Consider the following 18,491-nt stretch of genomic DNA (forward strand, 5'->3'; position numbering starts at 1 on the left):
CGTCGGCCCTCCTCGGAAGGGACCGCCCATGCCCTCCCCCGCTTTCCGTACCGTTCCGGACTCCGCCGACGTCGTGCTCATCGGCGGCGGTGTACTGGGCACCAGCGCCGCGTTCCACCTCGCCGAGGCCGGAGTGCGCGACATCGTCCTGCTCGAGCGCGGCGAACTGGGCTGCGGCAGCTCGGGGAAACCGATCGGCGGGATACGCGCCCAGTTCTCCGACCCGCTCAACATCGCACTGGGCAGGCGCAGCCTGGACGCCTACCGCGCCTTCGGCGACCGCCCGGGTGCGGACATCCGGTTCGATCCCGTCGGCTACCTGTTCCTGCTCGACAGCGCGGAGCAGGAGGCGGACTTCGCCGCCGGTGTCGACGTCCAGAACGGTCTCGGCGTGCCCAGCCGCATGATCGGCCCGGACGAGGCACGGCTGCTGTGCCCGTGGCTGAGCACCGACGGCCTGGTGGCCGCCGCCTACTGCCCCACGGCGGGCCACGCACGCCCGGCAGCGGTGGTGCGGGGCTACGCGGATGCCGCGCGCGCCCGCGGCGTGCGGATCGCCGAGCACACCGAGGTGACCGGCCTCGGGACGACCGGCGACCGGGTGACCCACGTGCACACCAGCCACGGCCCGATCTCCTGCCGCAGCGTCATCTGCGCGGCGGGAGCATGGTCCGGACAGATCGGCGACATGGCCGGCGTCAGCCTCCCGGTTCGCCCGGTGCGACGGCAACTGGCGTTCACCGCGCCGCTGGCCCCGGACGCGCCCCGCGTCCCCTTCACCATCGACTTCTCCTCCAGCGCCTACTTCCACAACAGCGACGACGGACTGCTGTTCGGGCTGGCCGACCCGGACGAGACCGAGGGCTTCGACACCACCTGGACTCCGGGCTGGCTGGAGCGCTTCCGCGCCGTGGCACGCCGCCGCGCCCCCGGCCTGGCCGGCCTGGAGACCGTCGGCGGCTGGGCCGGGCTCTACGAGAACACCCCGGACCACAACGCGCTCATCGGCCGCGCCGGCGAACTGGAGAACTTCCTGTACGCCACGGGGTTCTCCGGACACGGCTTCCTCCAGGCACCGGCGGTGGGCGAGCTCCTCCGCGATCTGTACCTGGGACGCCGCCCGTTCGCCGACCCCGCGCCGCTCAGTGCCGACCGGTTCCGCGCCGGGTCCGGAATCCGTCCCGAGGCCCATGTCGTGTGATCCACGCTCCCGGGGAAGAAAGGGCGAACCGTGAAAAGAGTCGAACAGTGGCGGCTGCGGGCCGCGTTCGCCGCGCGGCTGTCGCGGATGTACGGGCAGGAGGTGCCCGCCTACACGACGCTGGTGGAGGCATCCCACGAGGTCAACGAGGACGTCCTGCGCACCCGGGGCGGCGCGGCCGAACGGCTGGGCTCCCTCGGCCGGGTGACCGCGGAGCGGCACGGCGCCATCCGCGTCGGCACGCCGGCGGAACTGCGTCAGGTCGCCCGGATCTTCGCCGCCCTGGGGATGCGCCCGGTCGGCTTCTACGACCTCCGCGAGGCCGCGGCCAGCGCCGTCCCCGTGGTCTCCACCGCCTTCCGTCCCGTGGACGCCGAGGAGTTGGCACGCAGTCCCTTCCGCGTCTTCACCTCCCTGCTCACTCCGGCCGACCCCCGGTTCTTCGACCCCGGACTCCGCGCCCGGCTGGAGACCTTCCTCGCGGGCCGCGAGCTCTTCCCGCCGGAGCTGCTCGCGCTCGCCGACCGGGCCGCCGCCGAGCGGGAACTGCCGCCCGAGCAGGCCGAGCGCTTCCTCCGGCTCGCCGTCGGCGCCTTCGAGCTGTCCTGCGAACCGGTCGACCGGGCCTGGTACCGGACGCTGGAGCGGGTCTCGGCCGTGGCGGCGGACATCGGCGGGGTCCGCAGCACGCACCTCAACCACCTCACCCCGAGGGTGCTCGACATCGACGAGCTGTACCGCCGGATGACCGCGCGCGGCATCGAGATGATCGACACCATTCAGGGCCCGCCCGCCTGGCCAGGCCCCGACGTGCTGCTGCGGCAGACGTCCTTCCGGGCGCTGGCCGAACCGCGGGCGATGCGCACCCCGGAGGGCGAAGTGGCCGAGGGTGCGCTGCGGGTGCGCTTCGGTGAGGTCGAGGCACGCGGGATCGCCCTCACCCGGGAGGGCCGCGCCCGCTACGACGAGCTGGTCGACCTGGTCGACCGGCGCAGCGCGCAGGCGCCCGGGCGGCGGCGCGCGGAGATCGCCCGGGAGGTGTGGGAGCAGGGACTGCCCCGCACCGAGCGGGAACTGGCGGCGCGCGGACTGGCGCACTTCACCTTCCGTACGGCCGCCGACCCGCCCCGCGACGGCAGCCGGCCGCCGGCGGACATCGGCGCGCTGCTGCGGCGCGGGTGGATCGAGGCCGAGCCCCTCGTCTACGAGGACTTCCTGCCCCGCTCCGCGGCCGGCATCTTCCAGTCCAACCTCACCTCGCAGGGCACCCGCGACAACTCGCGGGAGGCCGCCTCCTACGACGCCGAGTGGCTCTCCGGCGCACTGGAGCGCGAGGTCCTCGACCCCTACGCGCTCTACGAGCGGCAGCAGCACCGCTCCCTGTCCCGGGTCGCGCACGAGCTGGGTCTGGAGCGCACCGCCCTCGTCCGTCCCGTCCACCACGAACACCCATGAGGATGGCCATGACCAGCACCGCCCTGCCCAGTACGGACGACCTGCGGGCCCGCGCCCTCGCCCGCCTCGAAGCGATCGGCGTGCGCGTACCGGAAGGTGACGACTTCCCCGCCCGGACCCCGCTCACCGGGGAGCGCCTCCTCGGGCTCCGTGCCGCCACCGCCGCCGGCACCGAGACGGCCGTCGCCGAGGCGGCCGCGGCCTTCCGCACCTGGCGCGGCACGCCCGCGCCACGCCGCGGGGAACTCGTGCGCAGGCTCGGAGAGCTGCTGCGCGAGCACCAGAACGACCTCGCCGACCTGGTGACGATCGAGGCGGGCAAGATCAGGTCCGAGTCCCTGGGCGAGGTCCGGGAGATGATCGACATCTGCGACTTCGCCGTCGGCCTGTCCCGGCAGCTGTACGGCCGCACCATCGCCTCCGAGCGCCCCGGGCACCGCCTGGCCGAGACCTGGCACCCGCTCGGGGTGGTCGGTGTCATCTCCGCCTTCAACTTCCCCGCGGCCGTGTGGTCGTGGAACACCGCCGTCGCGCTGGTCTGCGGTGACACGGTCGTCTGGAAGCCCTCGGAGCTGACCCCGCTCACCTCCCTGGCCTGCGACCGCCTGCTGGCCCGCGCCGCCGACGACGTCGGGGCGCCCCGCGCGGTGCACCGCCTGCTGCTCGGCGACCGGTCCGTCGGCCGGCAGCTCGTGGACGACCCGCGGATCGCCCTGCTCAGCGCCACCGGCTCGACCCGGATGGGCCGCGAGGCGGCGCCCCGCGTCGCGGCCCGGCTCGGCCGCAGCCTGCTGGAGCTCGGCGGGAACAACGCCGCGATCGTCGCCCCGTCCGCCGATCTCGACCTCGCCGTGCGGGGCGTCGTCTTCGCCGCAGCGGGCACCGCGGGGCAGCGCTGCACGACGCTGCGCCGCCTCCTCGTCCACCGGGACGTCGCCGAGCCGCTGACCGCACGGCTGGTCTCCGCCTACCGCACGCTGCCGGTCGGCGACCCGTTCGACGAGCGCACGCTGGTCGGTCCGCTGATCTCGCTCCCGGCCCTGGAGGAGATGGACGGCGCGCTGGCACGGGCCCGTACGGCGGGGGGCGAGCTGCTGGCCGGGGGCCGCCGCAGGCTGGCCGACGCCGCCCCGGAGGCCGCGTACTGCGAACCGGCCCTGGTCCGCGTCGGGGAACAGTACGACGTGGTGCGGGAGGAGACCTTCGCACCGATCCTCCACGTCCTGGCCTACGACACCCTCGAGGAAGCGCTGACCCTGCACAACGACGTCCCGCAGGGCCTCTCCTCCAGCATCTTCACCCGGGACCAGCGGGAGGCGGAGGTCTTCCTCTCGGCCGCGGGCTCCGACTGCGGGATCGCCAACGTCAACATCGGCACCTCGGGTGCGGAGATCGGGGGCGCGTTCGGCGGGGAGAAGGACACCGGCGGCGGGCGCGAGTCGGGCTCCGACGCCTGGAAGTCCTACATGCGCCGGGCGACCAACACCGTGAACTACTCCGATGAACTGCCGCTGGCCCAGAACGTCAGCTTCCTGTGAGCGGCGGCCGGCCGCGAGCGGCCGCTTCCCGCGCGTGCGGAACGTTGCCGTGCGTGCGGAACGTTGCCGTGCGTGCGGCACGGGACGGTCCGCACGCACCGTGCCGAAGCGGCTGCCCGCAGGCGGCTCGCTCCTCCGGGGCGACTGCCCGCAGAGGCGGTGACCCGCATACCCTGACCGGAGCCCACCGCAGGTCCCAGAGCCGCCAGGAGCGTCGATGAGCACCGCCTCGCCCACCCCCTCGTCCCGCACCGCTGTCGTCACCGGAGCGAGCAGCGGCATCGGCGCCGCCACCGCACGCCACCTGGCGGCGGCCGGCTACCGGGTCGTGCTGGCCGCGCGCCGTGCGGAGCGCGTCGCAGCCCTCGCCGCCGAGCTCGTGGCGGCGGGGCAGCAGGCCGAGGCCCACACCCTGGATGTGACGGACCGCGCGGCGGTCGACGCGTTCGCCGAGCGGTTCGAGACGCTGGAGGTGCTGGTCAACAACGCGGGCGGGGCGCTGGGGGCGGACCCGGTCGCCTCCGGTGACCCCGAGGACTGGCGGCGGATGTACGAGACCAACGTCCTCGGCACCCTGCACACCACACAGGCGCTGCTGCCCGCGCTGACCGCCGGCGAGGGCACCGTCGTGGTGCTCTCCTCCACCGCGGGCCTCGCGACGTACGAGGGCGGGGCCGGGTACGTCGCGGCGAAGCACGCCCAGCACGTGCTCGCCGAGACGCTGCGCCTGGAGATCGTCGGCAGCCCCGTCCGGGTGATCGAGATCGCGCCCGGGATGGTCCGGACCGACGAGTTCGCACTCACCCGCTTCCGCGGGGACGAGGAGAGGGCCGCCCGGGTGTACGAAGGCGTGGCCGAGCCGCTGACCGCGGACGACGTGGCGGAGACCATCGCGTGGTGTGTCTCGCGGCCGAGCCGGGTCAACGTCGACCTGTTGGTGGTCCGCCCGCGGGCGCAGGCGTCCAACACCAAGGTGCACCGCGAACCGTGACCCGGCGCGGGCCTGCCGCCGTGGCCGGGCGGGCCTGCCCGGGTGTCCCCTCGGCGGAGGTCCGGGCGCGTCGGGCGCAGCGATGCCGGGGCGCTGCGACGGGGGCGGTCACGCCATGGGCACGCCCACCGTCACCTCGACCTCGTCCGCCAGGGCGCGGAAGCCCCGGAGCAGCCAGGTCCGCTCCGGCAACCGGGTGCCCGCGCGCGTGGTGTGGCCGGAGACGGCGAGGACGGCCTCTCCGTTGGCGGAGACCAGGATCTCGGCGTCGGTGGCGGTCCCGTCGGCGAACCGCAGCACGAGTCCGGTGGCGAGCGGGTTCTCCGCGTAGGCCGCGGGCCTGCTCAGCCCCTGGACGCGCACGGACGCGCCGCGGAAGAGATGCGTGTAGGAGCAGACGGCGGTGTGCGGGGCGGCGTCAGGGGGCACCGGATCCTCCGGCTCGGTCAGGGCGGGCGGGGCTCGGACGGACGGCTCCGGTCACCACCCTCCCCCACCCGCACCCGGTCCGCACGCACATCCGGTCCGCACGCGTGGCGCCGCCCCGGACCGGCGCGGAGTCCGGGGGACGGTGCGGCAGCGGCCGCGAGGCCGCGGGGGTCAGCACCGGACGACCGCCTCGCAGGACGCCGCGGGGATACCGCGGGTCTCGATGGTGACGCCCCCCTGTGCGCGGCCGCCCGCGATCGCCGCGGCGCCCAGCGCGAAGTGCACCCACATGTTGAACTGGATCTCCTTGGCCACCCGCAGCCGGCTGTAGAGCAGGTCGGCCCACCAGTCGCCGGCGCGTGACCACGCCTCGACGTGGAAGCGGAGTCCGTCTCCCGGGTCGTCGGCGGTGAACTCGATCTGCCCGGCCTCCAGATGCCCGTGCAGCGTGCCGAGCCGGATCGTGACCGGGTCGCGGTGGAGCACCCGCACCGGACCGTCCCAGGGACCCGGCATCTGCACCCGGTACTCGTCGCCGGGGCGGGCCGGTCCGGGCCCGCCGCGCGTCTTGTGGAAGACCGCCACGGTCGAGGGTGCCGGACGGTTGAGGTCGGCTGCGACCGCGCCGATCAGCTCCTCGGGGCTCATCCGGGCGCCCTGGATCCGGACGCCGAAGCGGCGGTGGAACATCGGCCCGACGCCGTCGGTGAGCCGTTTGGTGAGCTCGTCGACACGATCGGGGGGCAGCGGGGGCGGCAGGTCGCCGGAGTCCCCCGCCACCTCGCTGCGGTGCAGCGCGGTCACCCGCCACATGTACTCCCAGGACACCAGCAGGACGCCGGCCGGGAAGCGCAGCAGGGTGCCGATCCGCCGCCGGGCGGACGGTCTGCCGGGCCGCCTGGCCGGTGGCCGGCCGGAACCGTTCCGGGCCCGCAACCCGATTCCCGACCGCATCCATCCCTGTACTGACATAGCACCTATGACACCATGAAAGCGACATGAGTGTGCATCAGGGGCACTCATCTCCCCCACCCGGACCCAGGAGGTCGGCGTGCTGTTCGAAAAGCTGGTGCACGGGATCGGACTGCGCAGGACACATCTGCAACTGGCGTCGATGGGCTCCGTCGGACTCTGCATCGTCTTCTGGATGCGGGCGTCGAGCTTCGACCAGGACGAGCGGGGCAACGCCGAGCGCCGCGCCCTGTTCGTCGGCCTGTGGGCGCCCACGCTGTGGGGCATCAGCCAGTCGCTGGAGGACGCCCCCGCCGGGCGCCCCCGGCCGGACGGCCCGCATGCTGCGTGAGCGGCGCCTCTACCGTGCACCGGCGGTCGCCGCGCTGCACTCCCTGGCGGACCGCACGGTCAACTACGCGCCCGTGACCGGGAGCCGGGTGCCCACCTGGAACGCACGCTGGCACGTCGACTACCTCCGGCAGCCGCTCGCCCGGGAACCGGTGGGCGACCCGGTGCGGGGCGGCGCGTGGGACATCGCCTGCCGCCTGGTGCGCGACTACCAGTTCGCGGAGCCGACGATCCTGCGGGCGCTCTACCGGAGCGACACGCCGTTGCTGGGCCGGGACATGCTGCTGGAGGGCCGGTTCGCCGGACTGCGGTTCGACATGGGGGTCCGGGTGACGTCCGTGACCGACGAGACGCACGGCAGCGGCGCGTCGGAGTCACGCGTATGGGGCTGGGCCTACCGGACCCTGGAGGGCCATCTGGAGCAGGGCGAACTCGCCTACCAGGTCGTCAAGCGACTGCGCACCGGTGCCGTGGAGTTCCGGATCACCGGCCACTCCCGCCGGGCGCCGCTGCCCAATCCCGTCGTGCGGACGGGTTTCGCGGTCTTCGGGCGCTGGACGCAGTACCGCTTCTACCATGCGAGCGCCCGCAGGCTGCGGCGGCTGCTGCGCGCGGAACTCGAGGGCGCGCCCGCGCTGGCGGCAGCTGCGCTGCCGGGGTACGACAACGTCGTGCTCGCCCCGACCCCGCGCCGCTGAACAGCGTCGGCGGCCCGCGGCGCGGGCCGCCGACGGACGGGTTCACCTGCGGCTGAGGACTCCCGGCCACCAGGAGAGCGGGCCGATGTCCCGGACCAGCGCCGGCACCAGGAGGGACCGCACCACCAGGGTGTCCAGAAGGACTCCGAAGGCGACGATGAAGGCGATCTGGGCGAGGAAGGCCAGCGGGATGACGGCGAGCGCCGCGAAGGTGGCGGCCAGCACGACACCCGCCGAGGTGATGACGCCGCCGGTGGCCGTCAGGCCGCGCAGCACGCCCTCCCGCACGCCGTGCCGCAGTGACTCCTCGCGGACCCGGGACATCAGGAAGATGTTGTAGTCCACGCCCAGGGCCACCAGGAAGACGAAACCGTACAGCGGCACCGAGGCGTCCGCTCCGCTGAAGCCGAGCAGTTCCCGGAAGACCAGCGCCGAGACGCCCAACGTGGCGAAGAAGCTGAGCGCCACGGTCGCCACCAGCAGGAGCGGCATCAGCAGCGAGCGCAGCAGCGCGACCAGGATGATCAGAATGATGACCAGGACCACCGGCACGATCAGCGCGCGGTCGCGTTCGGCCGTCCGCTGGGTGTCGTACTGCCGGGCCGTGTAGCCGCCGACCAGCGCGTCGGAGCCCGGGACGGCCCGTACCGCCTCGCGCAGCCGCTCGACCGTGCGCTTGGCGGCATCGCTGTCCGCGGCGTCCTCCAGGGTGACCTGGAGACGGACCCTGCCGTCCACGGCCTGCGGCGCCCCGGCGTCCGGGCGGCCCTTCGCGCCCAGCGGCACGGCCGAGGCCACTCCTTCGGTGCCGAGCGCCGCCCGCCGCACCTCCGGGAGGGCCTGCTCGTCGGTGAGCACCGTGGCGGGGTTGCCGGAGCCGCCGGGGAAGTGCTCACCGAGGGTCCGCTGGGCGGCGACGGACGGCGCGTCGTTGATGAAGATCTCGTCCAGCGGCACGCCCCGGGCGTTCAGCAGCGGCACGAAGGCGCTCGCCGCGAGCAGCACCGCGAACGTGCAGGCCCAGATCCTCCGGGGCGCCCGGTCCACGGCGCGCGCCACCCGCGGCCAGACCCCGCCCCGCGCGGACGCCTCCCGCTGCTCCGCCGAGTGCGGCAGCCTGGCCGGCCAGTAGGCGAAGCGGCCGAGGAGGGCCAGTACCGCGGGGAGGAACGTCAGGGCGCTCAGCAGCGCGCAGACGATCCCGATGGAACCCACCGGTCCCAGGGCGCGGTTGTTGGTCAGGTCGCTGAGCAGGAGGGCCAGCAGACCGGCGACGACGGTTCCGGCGCTGGCCAGCACCGGCCCGACGGACCGGCGCAGGGCGGCCCGCACGGCGGCCTCGCGGTGGTGTCCCGCGCTCAGCTCCTCCCGGAACCGCGCGGTCAGCAGCAGCGCGTAGTCCGTCGCCGCGCCGATCACCAGGATGGACAGAATGCCCTGCACCTGCCCGTCGACGCGGACCATGTCCTCCCGGGCGAGCGCGTAGACCGCCGCGCAGGCGAGTCCGAGGGCGAACACCGCACCGAGGATGATCACCAGCGGCAGCAGCACGCTGCGGTAGACCAGGACGAGGATCAGCAGCACGGCGGCGAGGGCCACCCCGAGCAGCAGCCCGTCGATTCCGGCGAACGCGTCCGACAGGTCGGCCTGGGTGGCCGCGGGCCCGGCGAGGCGCACCGTCGTCCCGGGCACCGCCTCGGCGGCCGAGCGCAGTTTCTCCAGCGCCCCGGGCAGTTCCTCGCCCAGGTCGGGACGGAGTTGGACGACGCCCTGGAGTGCCTCGCCGTCCCGCGAGGGAATCGCGGGGGTGGGCGGACCGACCGCGCCGACGCTGTCGGCGGCCCGGTCGAGCGCACGTGAGGCGGCCCCGCGCTGCGCGCGGCTGACGGACTGCCCGTCACCGGACGTCCACACCACAATGGCGGGCAGGGTCTCCTCCTGGTCGAACGCCTTCTGTTCGTCCAGGACCTTGGTGGATTCGGCGCTGCGCGGCAGGAAGGCGGCCTCGTCGTTGGTGGCGACCTCGCCGAGCTTCCCGGCGAACGGCCCCAGCGCGCCGCCGACGGCGATCCAGACGACGAGCAGCAGAATCGGGATCGAGAGTCGGGCGAGACGCGGCGCGGACGGCATGCATCCTCCGGGGGGCTGCGAGTGGCTGCGGGGAAATCAGTTCAACGATTGGCTATCTTAATCATTGAACTAACTTGTTCCGCACCTCGCCGACCGCCCGGCCGCGCACTCCGGCGCCGCGAAGCCCTCAGCTTTCGCCCCCGCGGAGGGCGGCGAGCTCCTGGTTCAGCAGGGCGAGAAAGCGCAGCACCACCCGCTGTTCCTCGTCGTCGAGTTGCGCGCGGGCACGGTCGGTCGCCTGCGCCAGCGGCCGGAAGTACCCGCGCGCAGCCGCCCGCGCGTCGCTGGGATAGTGCAGGCGGACCACCCGCCGGTCGGCCGGATCCCTGGAGCGCCGCACATGCCCGGCCCGCTCCAGCCGGTCCAGGCAGGCCGTCACCGCACCGGAGGTGAGCCCCAGATGCTCCCGCAGCAGCCCCGGGGTGAGCGGCTCCTCCGCGTCGAGGATCGCGGCGAGCGCGGCGGCGTCGGTGGCGTGCAGCCCCTGGGCGGCGGCGAATCCGTGGACCAGCCGGCCGAACTCCCCGTTCATCCTGCGCAGCGCCACGGCGAACTGCTGGAGATCCACGGGACCGGTCCCGGCGGTACCGCCGTCCGGCTGCCGGCCCCCGTCTGCACTGGTCATCCGGCCACTCTATAGAAGAGCCCGGCCACCCGGCCGCCCGCGGCGAGGCCCCCGAAACGGACGCCGAGCCGCGAAGCGGGACACCCGCTCCTACAGGAACCGGCGGATGGGGAGCACCGCAGCCTCCTTGAGACGCTCGGTGCCCGGGCGCCGCCGCCAGCGGCCGGCGGTGATGCGCTCCGCGTCGGCCCAGTCCGCGGTGAAGTGGTCGTCGAGCGTCGCCGTGAACCGCTCGTCGATGACGGCCAGCATCACCTCCTCGTCGTGTTCGAGGGAGCGGCGGTTGAGGTTCGTGGAGCCGGTGAGGGCGACGATGCCGTCGACGGTGACGACCTTGGCGTGCATCATCGTGGGCCGGTACTCGGCGATCCGCACACCGGCCCGCAGCAGGTCGTCGTAGACATGCCTGCCGCCCAGCCGGGAGACGCGCTTGTCGGTGTGCGGTCCCGGGAGCAGGATCTCCACCCGCACACCGCGCCGCGCCGTCCGGCTCATCAGGTCGACGAAGTAGTCGTCCGGGGTGAAGTACGCGGTGCACAGCCGCACCCGCTCACGTGCCGACTCCAGCACGACACGCAGCAGCGTCTGCATGTCCTGCCACCCGAAGCTGGCCGAACCGCGGACGACCTGGACGAGGGCCGTGCCCGGGGTGTCCTGCTCGACGAACCGGTCGGCCTCGTCGAAGAGTTCGTCGTGGCATTCGGCCCAGTTCTGGGCGAACGCGGCCGAGACGCCGTCGACCGCGGGGCCGCGCACCTCGACATGGGTGTCGCGCCACTCCCCCGGGTGCCGCGCGTCCCCGCACCACTCCTGGGCGATGCCCACGCCGCCGGTGAAGGCGGTGCGCTCGTCGACGACCAGGGCCTTGCGGTGGCAGCGGTGGTTCTGCTTGAAGGGCGAGACCCACATCGGCTTGCGGAACCACTGCACGGCGACGCCCGCCCGTTCCATGTCCGCCAGCAGGGATTTCTCGATGGGCCTGCTGCCGAAACCGTCCAGGAGCAGCCGCACCCGCACCCCGTTCCGCGCCCGCTCGCCGAGTGCGTGGGCGAATTCGTGCGCGATCTCGCCCTGCCAGTACACGAACGTCATCATGTCGATGGTGTGCCGGGCTTCCCGGATCGCCCGCAGCATGGCGGGGAAGATCTCGTCACCGTTGCGGAGGACCCGCAGCGCGTTGCCCTCGGTGGCGGCGACGCCGATCAGCCGCTCCAGCCGTCTGCGTATGTACTGTTCGCGCTCACGTACCGACTCCGCCGGCCGGCCCTCGACGCCGGCGGCGGCCGGCACGCGGGTCGGCCGCTCGGCCGTGGGCGCGGCGGCGGCCTGCGCGGCCGGGGCGTCTCCCGGCACTGCCGGGTCCTGCGCCGTCACCGTCTCACCGGTCCGGACTGCGGATGGCCGGGGCGCCGGGCCGCGAAGTGCACCGGGCGCGCGCAGCTCCCCGTCGCGCGGTACGCCACCGCTTCGGGAGCGGTGCGCTGGTGTACGGCGGGCGGCGCCGGGTGGGCCGGCGCGGTCGGGGCTGTGGTGGGCACGGTGATCCTTTCGCTGGGGAGCCGTTCGAGCGGGACCGGCTCGCCGGCAAGACGGGTGGGGTGGGAGTGTCAACCGGTCCGCAGGCGGCGCGCGAAGCGGCCCGCGGACGGCGGCAGGCGCTCTCACACCGCGGCGGCGGGCCGGGGCGCCCGCTGCGGCGCCTCCGGCGCCGCGACGACCGCCACCGCGATCTCCGGCGGTTCGGGGCGCTCCGCGGGGACGTCCTCGGCGGACAGCAGGGAGTCGTCGCCGACGCGGGCGCCGGGCAGCCGGTGCCGGGCGGCGACGAGAGCCGTGTCGATGTCCCGGGTACCGGTCGAGACGCACAGCGTGTAGGCGATGTCGTTCATACGCTGCTGCACCCCGGGGGAACCGTCCTCGGCCCGCAGGACACTCAGGGCCGCGTACTGCTCGACGAGGTCGCGGAGGACGGCGGGGTGGGCGAGCAGCATGGCAGGGGTCCCTTCAGGAGATGTGGAGGAGGAGCGGCCCGGACGAGCGGGCGCGGGGCGGAACGCGGCGGCGGGTGCGGGCCGCCGGTGCCGGGAGTCGGGTGGCAGCGGCCCGGCGGGGGCTCGTTCGCACTCCGGCCGCGCCGGTTGGCGGGCGCGCCGGGCGGAGTCCCGTGCCGGGGAGCGGAGGCACCCGGGAGGCGCGGCGGTCCTCCGGTGGGCGCGGCGGTGTCGCCGGGCCCGGTACCGGTCGGCACCCATGGGTTCTCCTCCCGCTGTCGTCGACGGTGCACAGCGCGGGGAGAGGGGCTCGGGAGCACACGCGGGCCACGAGGGGCATCTCCTCCGCGTATGTGCCTGTTCTCCCAAGCACGTGTCCGCACTTCTCACCGGCTTCGGCCGCGGTAAACCTCACGCCTCGCAGGGTTGCGTACCGGACCGGACAGCGGGCGTCGGCCCGGCAGCCGGGCACCGGCCGGGGCGGACCGCTCGGCCCGGTGCCGCCGCGGTACCCCACCGGTCAGGCGGTGCCACCGTCCGGCGCGGAGCCCGCCGCCGCGGTGACGCACGGCACGGGGGCATGAGGCCGCGATGCCGCCCAGCGCGTCAGCTCGGCGGCGCGGTAGAGGAGTTCGGCGCCCCGCTTCCCTGCGGCCGCGGGGAATCTCTCGTCGTTGGCGCGCGCCCAGCGCAGCGCGGCCAGGGAAATGCCGGGCAGCAGCAGCTCATGGGCCTGCCGCAGCCCCAGCAGTTCCTGCTCCTCCGGAGCCGTGTCCGGCCGGCCCGCAGCGCCGCGGGACTGCCCACCGCTGTCCGCGGGGGCCGGCGCGGGGTCCGGGACCGGCTGGGAAGGTGAGCTGCGGGCAGCTGCCGTGGCTCCGGAGGAGGCACGGGGCCGGTCGGGCTGCTGCGTCATGGCGGTGCGCAGCCGGGCCAGCAGGCGGCTGAGGAGCCGGGAGACGTGCATCTGCGAGACTCCCAGCCGTTCGCCGATCTCGGCCTGGGTGAGTTCGTCCACGAAGCGGTGGTGCAGCAGGATCCGGTCGCGTTCGTCCAGTTCCGCGATCAGCGGGGCCAGCGTCTGGAAGTCCTCCACCAGTTCGAACGCGGGGTCGGGCCCTCCGATGCAGTCCGCGAGGGCGCGGCCGTCCTCGGCGCCGCCCGCGACCGCGGCGTCCAGCGAGGTGGTGGTGTAGCCGTTGGCGGCCTTGCGCGCCTCGATGACCTCGCTCTCGGGCAGCGACATCAGCGCCGCGAGCTCCGCCACGGTCGGCTCCCGGTCGAGCCGGGAGCGCAGTTCCTCGTCGGCGCGGGCGAGCTGCTCCCTGGCCTCCTGGAGCCGCCGGGGGACGTGCACCGCCCAGGTGGTGTCGCGGAAGAACCGCCGGATCTCCCCCACGATGCACGGGACGGCGAACGTGGTGAAGGCGACCTCACGCGAGACCTGGAACCGCTCGATGGCCTTGATCAGCCCGATCGTGCCGACCTGGACGACGTCCTCCAGGTCCTCGGGACGGGTGGAGAACCTGGACGCGGCGTAGCGGACCAGGGACAGGTTCATCTCGATGAGGGTGTTGCGGACGTACTGGTAGGCGTCCGTGCCCTCCTCCAGTTCGTCCAGCCGGGCGAGGAACTGCTTGGTCAGCGCCCGGGCGTCCCGGGCCGGGATCCGGGAGGGCGACTCGATCACAGGGAGACCGGTACCCCCGCGAGAACCGATGTGCCCGCGTTCCGTCGAATCGGTCACCGTCATGAGCGCCTCATCTCCCTCGGACTGCGCGCCGGCTTCCGTGCGCGGCGGCCGCTTCCCGGCCGCACTCTCCACATGCCCGCGAAACGCGAGGTCATGGCACCCGAATCGGCGATCCATCTCACGTGCCCGTGGCGGCTCCGGGCCCCGAGGGAACCGGAAGTCGCCGCTCCTCGCGCGCGGCAGGCGCTTCCGGGCCGTCGGCGGGCACGTCGGGGGGCCGCTCAGGCGGCCTGCGCCGGCAGGTCGGGCCAGCGCGCGCTGACCGTCTTGCCGGGTCCGTCGACGGTGACTTGCACCGAAGGGGTGAGCGCGTGCACCAGATGCATGCCCCACCCGCCGGACCCGTCCAGTGCACCGGCGCGCACGCCCGGCAGTTCCCGGCTCGCGTCCCGCACCTCGGCGCTCAGGACACCGCCGGCCCGGTCGATCACCAGCAGCCAGGAGCCCGATGTGTGGCGCTCGGCGTTGACGACGAGTTCGGTGACCACGGTTCCCACCGTGGTGGCGTCGATGCCCGGGCAGTGTTCCGCCACATAGGAGGCGGCCAGAGCACGGGCGTCGGCGACGGACGCTTCGTCGGAATGAAGTGACAACACGATGTTCCTCCTCTTCCGTTCGCCTCCCGTATGCCCGACCGCACCGCTCGACACACGCCTCGACAAGAGCGCCTGTGAGATCCGGGCGAGACGGAATGGAGCACGAATGTCACCTTTTCGTACCGTCACACACCGGCAGTTCGCCGGTCGACGCCGACCGGCGGGCCGACGAGGCACTCAGAGCTCAGAGCGGAAAGCGCCCGCGCGCCCTGCGCCCCGCCGAACCGCTCCGCCCGACGGCCTTCTGACTGCTGCGGAAGGGCTTGCTGAACAACCGGCCCAGCACTCCCGGGGCCTTGCCCGCGGCGCGGGTCCCGACGCCCAGCGTCCGCTGGGTCCCACGCTCCGGGCGGCGGGACGACCGCGGCGCGAGAAACGCCAGGACGAGCAGGACCACGCACACCGCGACGATGCCGACGACGGCCATGATGCAGCACCCTCCCTGAGTTCGGCGGTGACCGCGCCGGGTGCGCGCCACCGCGTCGGGGGCCGCCGGGTGTCCGCCCTCCCCCGGAGCAAACCGGCGCACCTGCGCGGCCGGACACGCCGGGGGCACCCCGTACTCCCCGCCTCGGTACTCCCCACCCCGCCGTCGGTGCAGGCGGGAGTGGCCGCCCGAGCCGCTTTCTTACTGGAGGGTAGGCACGATCCACCCCTTGTTATACAGTCCGTCTAACAAGGGAGTCCGGGGGGCCTTGCGTCCGCCTCGCCGAGCCGCGCCGGCGGCCCGGCCCGCAGAGCCCGAATCCGGGCACACCTCCACCGGCACACCAGCACCCGTACCGCACCGACGGGGGCCGGGAACGGCCCGCTGTCCGAACCCGAGGAGTCGCAGCATGGCAAGCAGCATCACCCGGCCGGACCTTCCGCAGCTCTCCGGGGAGGACGGTGTCGCCCGGCGGCTGCTGGACTCCTCGGCGAAGCTGTCCTACGACCCGCTCACCGAAGTCGACTGGGACACCCCGCTGGACGAGGACTTCCACGGCACGAGCCCGGAGTGGAGCACCCTGTTCGGCACCGCCTACTGGGCAGAGCTGACCGACGCGCAGCGCAAGGAACTCACCCGCCAGGAAGCCGCCTCGGTGGCCGGCACCGGCATCTGGTTCGAGATGATCCTGCAGCAGATGATCCTGCGCGACGTCTACGCCAAGGACCCGTCCCAGGAGACCGTCCAGTGGGCGCTGACGGAGATCGCCGACGAGTGCCGGCACTCGATCATGTTCGCCCGCGGGGCCAAGAAGCTCCGGGCGCCCGCCTACCAGCCCCGCCGCGTGGCCCGCGAACTCGGCCGGGCCTTCAAGACCCTCGCCTTCGGGGAGGCCGCCTACGCGGCGATCCTGGTGGCCGAGGAGGTCCTCGACGTGATGCAGCGGGACTGGATGCGCGACGAGCGGGTCGTGCCCTTCGTCCGCACCATCAACAACATCCACGTCGTCGAGGAGTCGCGGCACATGAAGTTCGCGCGCGACGAGACGCGCAAGCGGCTGGCCAAGGCCGGGTGGCTGCGCCGCCAGCTCAACGCGTTCGTCATCGCCGTCGCCTCCTACGTGATCGTCACCAGCATGGTGAACCGGAAGGTGTACGCCACCGCCGGCCTGGATGAGAGCCGCGCGCTCCGCGAGGCGGCGGCCAACGAACACCACAAGTCGATGCTGCGGTCGAGCTGCGCGGGACTGATGGAGTTCCTGGCCTCGGCCCGGCTGCTGACCAGGCCGGCGCTGGTCTTCTACAAGCGCGCCCACCTGATCTGACCCCGCCCGCCCGCGCCGCGGCGCTCCCGCCGCCGCACGCCGCACACGGAACCGGCCCCATGACCTACGCCATCAGCCAGAACTGCTGCAACGACGCCACGTGCATCTCCGTCTGCCCGGTCAACTGCATCCACCCCACCCCCGGCGAGCGCGACTTCGGCAGCACCGAGATGCTCTACATCGACCCCGCCGCGTGCATCGACTGCGGAGCCTGCGCGGACGCCTGCCCGGTGGACGCCGTCTTCCCGGTGGAGAGCCTCACCGGGCCGCAGGGGGCGTACGCCGAGATCAACGCCGCCTACTACGCCGACGCGCCCGCGCCCCGGCCCGCGGCGGACAGCCCCAACTTCCACTCCTGGAGCGAGCCCTCGTTCCCGCGGACCCTGCCCTCCGACTTCACCGCGCCCCGGGTGGCGATCGTCGGCACCGGTCCGGCCGGCATGTACGCCGCGGAGGACCTGCTGCTGCACACGGCGGCCGAGGTGACCCTGCTGGACCGGCTCCCCGTGGCCGGCGGACTGCTCCGGTACGGGGTGGCGCCCGACCATCCGGCGACCAAGGGCATCGGTGACACCTTCGCCCGGTTCCACAGCCACCCGCGGGTGCGGATGCTGCTGGGTGTCGAGGTGGGCCGAGAGGTCACGGCGGAGGAGGTGAGCGCCCACCACGACGCCGTCGTCTACGCGGTCGGGGCACCCGGTGACCGGCGGCTGGGGATCCCGGGCGAGGAGACGGCCGGCTCCCTCGCCGCCACCACCTTCGTCGCCTGGTACAACGCCCATCCGGACGTTCCGGCGGACGCGATCGACCTGTCGGCCCCGCGGGTCGTCGTGGTCGGCACCGGCAACGTCGCCCTCGACGTGGCCCGCATCCTGCTGACCGACCCGGAGGAACTGGCCGGGACGGACATCGCCGAGCACGCCCTGGCGGCCCTGCGGGCGAGCGCCGTGCGGGAGGTCGTGCTGCTGGGCCGCCGCGGCCCGCAGGACGCCGCCTGCACCCGGCCCGAACTGCGCGCGCTGACCCGGTTGTCCGGGGTGCGGCTGACCGTGGACGACCACGACCCGCGTACCGGCGCGGCGATCGACGCCGCGGGTCCGCAGGAGAAGGCCGCCCTGCTCCGCGGCATCCCCCGCGAGCGGGTGGACCACTCCGCTCCGGCGGCCCCCGGCCCCCGACGTCTGGTCTTCCGCTTCCACTCGGCACCAGTCGAGGTACGCGAGGCCGTCGGCGACGGCCGGGCGACAGGCGGCGACCTGGACGTCCGGGTCACCGGGGAGGCGGGCGGTACCGGCATCCGGGCGGGGATGCTGCTGCGGGCCGTCGGCTACCGGGGCGCGCCGGTCCCCGGGCTGCCCTTCGACGAGGACAGCGGGACCGTCCCGCACGAGAGCGGGCGGGTGACCGGCCTGACCGGCAGCTACGTGGTGGGCTGGATCAAGCGGGGCCCGACCGGGGGCATCGGCGCCAACCGCTCCTGCGCGGCCGAGACCGTCGCGACCCTGCTGGGCGACGCGACCGACGGCTCCCTTCCGCGGCCCTCCGGCTCCGCCAAGGCGTTCCGGCGGCTGGCCAAGCGCCGCAGCAGCCACGTGGTCGACGCGCGGGGGCTGGCGGCCATCGACCGCGCCGAGCAGGCGCGCGGCCGCCGCGCCGGCAGGCCGCGCAGCAAGCTGGCCACCGTGCCCGAACTCGTGGACGCCGCCAAGTCCAGGCTCCCGCTCCCCCGCTGACCGGCGACGCAGCCGGACGGTGCGGCGCCCGGCGGCGGCCCCATCCGGGAACGCCCTCGCCGGCCTCCCCGTCCGGCCCTCCGGATCCCGTTCCGGCCCCGCCGTCCGGGCCGCCCCGCCCGGGGCACCGCGGCGGGACGGCCGGCGGCTGCTGGCAGCTTGATTCCGAGGGCTCGTAGCCGTCGGCCGCCGGCGCGTGATGTCGCATGTCGCCGCCCTCACTCGTCCCGCGCGCACAAGCGGACCTCCCCGATGGTCCGACCGGCGAGCAGGTCGCCGTATGGGGGCAACTCGCCGA

The 18,491-nt window shown here is 74.1% G+C and carries 15 protein-coding genes and 2 pseudogenes; 8 read left to right on the forward strand and 9 right to left on the reverse strand.

What is annotated here, in order from left to right:
• Positions 1 to 28: 28 nt before the first annotated feature.
• From A949_RS0108175 to A949_RS0108190, 4 genes are all read left to right on the forward strand, one after another.
• Positions 29 to 1,201 (forward strand): NAD(P)/FAD-dependent oxidoreductase, encoded by a 1,173-nt coding sequence (locus A949_RS0108175; protein WP_019355519.1) that lies wholly within the window; start codon positions 29 to 31, stop codon positions 1,199 to 1,201.
• A gap of 87 nt (positions 1,202 to 1,288) precedes the next feature.
• A complete protein-coding gene (hglS, locus tag A949_RS32850; RefSeq protein WP_051019422.1) occupies positions 1,289 to 2,656 on the forward strand; it encodes a 2-oxoadipate dioxygenase/decarboxylase in 1,368 nt (455 codons plus the stop codon).
• 8 nt (positions 2,657 to 2,664) lie between these two features.
• Positions 2,665 to 4,194, forward strand: a complete 1,530-nt coding sequence (gene amaB, locus A949_RS0108185) for an L-piperidine-6-carboxylate dehydrogenase (protein WP_019355521.1) — start codon at positions 2,665 to 2,667, stop codon at positions 4,192 to 4,194.
• A 217-nt stretch (positions 4,195 to 4,411) separates the two neighbouring features.
• Entirely contained in the window at positions 4,412 to 5,185 is a 774-nt protein-coding gene (locus A949_RS0108190; RefSeq protein ID WP_019355522.1) for an SDR family NAD(P)-dependent oxidoreductase, read from the forward strand.
• A gap of 108 nt (positions 5,186 to 5,293) precedes the next feature.
• Here the strand turns inward: A949_RS0108190 and A949_RS0108195 are convergent, their stop codons facing one another.
• Together A949_RS0108195 and A949_RS0108200 are read right to left on the reverse strand one after the other, a co-directional pair.
• Entirely contained in the window at positions 5,294 to 5,614 is a 321-nt protein-coding gene (locus tag A949_RS0108195; protein WP_019355523.1) for a hypothetical protein, read from the reverse strand.
• Positions 5,615 to 5,785: 171 nt separating this feature from the next.
• Positions 5,786 to 6,586 carry a DUF1990 family protein gene (locus A949_RS0108200; RefSeq protein WP_237735772.1) on the reverse strand — a complete coding sequence of 267 codons (801 nt, stop codon included), beginning with the start codon at positions 6,584 to 6,586 and terminating at the stop codon, positions 5,786 to 5,788.
• A gap of 79 nt (positions 6,587 to 6,665) precedes the next feature.
• Here A949_RS0108200 and A949_RS0108205 point away from each other — a divergent pair, with 79 nt between their 5' ends.
• Positions 6,666 to 6,917, forward strand: a complete 252-nt coding sequence (locus A949_RS0108205; RefSeq protein WP_019355525.1) for a hypothetical protein — start codon at positions 6,666 to 6,668, stop codon at positions 6,915 to 6,917.
• Positions 6,907 to 7,614 carry a DUF1990 family protein gene (locus tag A949_RS0108210; protein ID WP_019355526.1) on the forward strand — a complete coding sequence of 236 codons (708 nt, stop codon included), beginning with the start codon at positions 6,907 to 6,909 and terminating at the stop codon, positions 7,612 to 7,614. The genes A949_RS0108205 and A949_RS0108210 overlap by 11 nt, the downstream gene beginning before the upstream one ends.
• A gap of 42 nt (positions 7,615 to 7,656) precedes the next feature.
• On the opposite strand, the gene A949_RS0108215 is transcribed toward A949_RS0108210, so the two are convergent.
• The 7 genes and pseudogenes from A949_RS0108215 to A949_RS0108245 form a co-directional block, all read right to left on the reverse strand.
• The gene (locus A949_RS0108215; protein WP_019355527.1) at positions 7,657 to 9,744 is read right to left on the reverse strand and encodes an MMPL family transporter; all 2,088 of its coding nucleotides are present in this window, start codon (positions 9,742 to 9,744) and stop codon (positions 7,657 to 7,659) included.
• A gap of 127 nt (positions 9,745 to 9,871) precedes the next feature.
• On the reverse strand, positions 9,872 to 10,369 hold the full coding sequence (locus A949_RS0108220; RefSeq protein WP_019355528.1) for a MarR family winged helix-turn-helix transcriptional regulator: 498 nt from the start codon (positions 10,367 to 10,369) through the stop codon (positions 9,872 to 9,874).
• Between the two features lie 90 nt (positions 10,370 to 10,459).
• Complete coding sequence (locus tag A949_RS0108225; protein ID WP_019355529.1) at positions 10,460 to 11,722, reverse strand: phospholipase D-like domain-containing protein; 1,263 nt, start codon at positions 11,720 to 11,722, stop codon at positions 10,460 to 10,462.
• Between the two features lie 413 nt (positions 11,723 to 12,135).
• A pseudogene (locus tag A949_RS32855) lies at positions 12,136 to 12,360 on the reverse strand (DUF5133 domain-containing protein); the annotation flags it as partial.
• Between the two features lie 913 nt (positions 12,361 to 13,273).
• Positions 13,274 to 14,113 (reverse strand): annotated as a pseudogene (locus tag A949_RS0108235) (SigB/SigF/SigG family RNA polymerase sigma factor); the annotation flags it as partial.
• A gap of 221 nt (positions 14,114 to 14,334) precedes the next feature.
• Entirely contained in the window at positions 14,335 to 14,709 is a 375-nt protein-coding gene (locus A949_RS0108240) for an ATP-binding protein (protein WP_019355532.1), read from the reverse strand.
• A gap of 184 nt (positions 14,710 to 14,893) precedes the next feature.
• On the reverse strand, positions 14,894 to 15,136 hold the full coding sequence (locus A949_RS0108245; protein WP_019355533.1) for a DUF6411 family protein: 243 nt from the start codon (positions 15,134 to 15,136) through the stop codon (positions 14,894 to 14,896).
• Positions 15,137 to 15,545: 409 nt separating this feature from the next.
• Here A949_RS0108245 and A949_RS0108250 point away from each other — a divergent pair, with 409 nt between their 5' ends.
• Together A949_RS0108250 and A949_RS0108255 are read left to right on the forward strand one after the other, a co-directional pair.
• The gene (locus A949_RS0108250) at positions 15,546 to 16,460 is read left to right on the forward strand and encodes an AurF N-oxygenase family protein (RefSeq protein WP_019355534.1); all 915 of its coding nucleotides are present in this window, start codon (positions 15,546 to 15,548) and stop codon (positions 16,458 to 16,460) included.
• Positions 16,461 to 16,519: 59 nt separating this feature from the next.
• Entirely contained in the window at positions 16,520 to 18,193 is a 1,674-nt protein-coding gene (locus tag A949_RS0108255) for an FAD-dependent oxidoreductase (protein ID WP_019355535.1), read from the forward strand.
• Positions 18,194 to 18,491 lie beyond the last annotated feature (298 nt).

The sequence above is a fragment of the Streptomyces sp. AA1529 genome (assembly GCF_000280905.1).
Taxonomy (GTDB): Bacteria; Actinomycetota; Actinomycetes; order Streptomycetales; family Streptomycetaceae; genus Streptomyces.